Annotated in this window: 1 protein-coding gene; it reads left to right on the top strand. The window is 31.6% G+C overall.

Features of this window, described 5'->3' with window-relative positions; all coding sequences use genetic code 11:
- The first annotated feature begins 127 nt into the window (after window positions 1-127).
- Window positions 128-1,195, top strand: a complete 1,068-nt coding sequence (locus KPC_RS19725; RefSeq protein ID WP_121975996.1) for a NucA/NucB deoxyribonuclease domain-containing protein — start codon at window positions 128-130, stop codon at window positions 1,193-1,195.
- Window positions 1,196-1,480: the final 285 nt, after the last annotated feature.

The raw sequence follows: 1,480 nt of genomic DNA, 5'->3' as shown, positions 1-1,480 counted from the left end.
TTTAGAAATGTTTCAAAATATTTGTTTGTACAAAATTTTATTATGTTGTTATATTTTGTGTGCAATATTTAAGTTGTTGTTTTTTAATTTTTTATATAGATAAGTATAATATACGGAGTATCCATAAATGTATTGGATAAAATACTTTTTAATAAGTTTAATGTTAATGTTTATTTTTAATAAATCATCATTTGCAGAGAGTGCATTAGACATCTCACCAGTTTGTACTAAAGTAGGTCAAGGTGGTGAAGAAAGTTTATTAAGTAGGACTTCATTTTGTCAGAAATTTAATTTTGAAGTTCCTGTTCTAAATAATGATGGGTTTAATGTAGCTGTCGCTAAAGTCACAGGATATGCATATACTGCTAATAACCCTACAAATGTTCTAAACTGGCCAGTTACATTTAGATTCAAAACAGTTTATGAAGGAGCCCAGAATTTTATTATTAAAGTTCATCCGAGATTTGATTGTACAGAAAATGAATGCACTTTCGCTGGTATGCCTACAGTGCCATTAAATACTGGTCTGTCTGCACCAATAACAATTACTCCAACAATGAAAGTTGGTAGTGGTGGTGAACAACGATACTATTTAGGTATTAAACTTTATGCTGATAGGTCAGATAAGACAGTCACAACATCATCATTTTATGTTAATGGACCAACACTTCCAACTTTGAGATGTGATGTGAACTTGGCCAAAGCTAATACAAAAGGTTGTGTATTTACCGATGCACCTGCTGTATTAAACAAAATCAAAATTACTGACCCAGATGTCAATGAATCAGCAATTCATATCAAAGAAGCACAAAATAGTGGCAAACCAGGGAAGTATGTTGCTCAATCTGGTAGTGTAATGCCAGATACTTCTTATTCAACTCCATTAACCAGATTAAGAGATGCTACTCAAAGACGGAAGAATAGAACTGCGTCATTAAATATGTGTAAAGCTAATTTTGGATCATATAGTAGTACTTGTGCTTTTACTGGCGATTCAGATGAAACTCCGCAAGATTGTGATTGTGATGAATACCCATTTGCTGCAACCAATCAAGGAGCAGATTCTTCAGGTGGAAATGTCTCGGTTAAAAAAATTGATCCTAGCGATAATAGAAGAGCAGGTGCATATTTAGGTTCATTTTTTAATCAGGAACGTGTTCTTGATGGTGATGAATTTTATGTTAATGTAGACTAAAAAGTTAAGGAGTAAGTCAAAAGCTTATGCTTTTGACTTATTTTATAATTTTATAAAGGTTTTATAAATGGAAATAGTAAATCAAAACTATCAAAAAGATTTNAATAGAATACTGAATAATATGAAAAAAATTACTCCTACATTTGATTCTGTGGAAGTAATAGATATTCAACAGTGCTTAGGCTTTAAAACGGCTGAAGAAATTGTAGCGATGAATGCTTATCCTGAAAATAATTTATCGGGATTAAAGGGGATGGCCTTCAATTTAGAAAAAAATATAGATAG

Origin of the sequence: Acinetobacter stercoris (genome assembly GCF_900323515.1) — a bacterium.
GTDB lineage: Bacteria > Pseudomonadota > Gammaproteobacteria > Pseudomonadales > Moraxellaceae > Acinetobacter > Acinetobacter stercoris.
This window is presented reverse-complemented; position numbering and strand designations above follow the sequence as displayed.

Bases quoted from the DNA above. Each gene is read 5' to 3' on its own strand.
- KPC_RS19725 (WP_121975996.1), top strand. From the start codon at position 128: ATGTATTGGATAAAATACTTTTTAATAAGTTTAATGTTAATGTTTATT.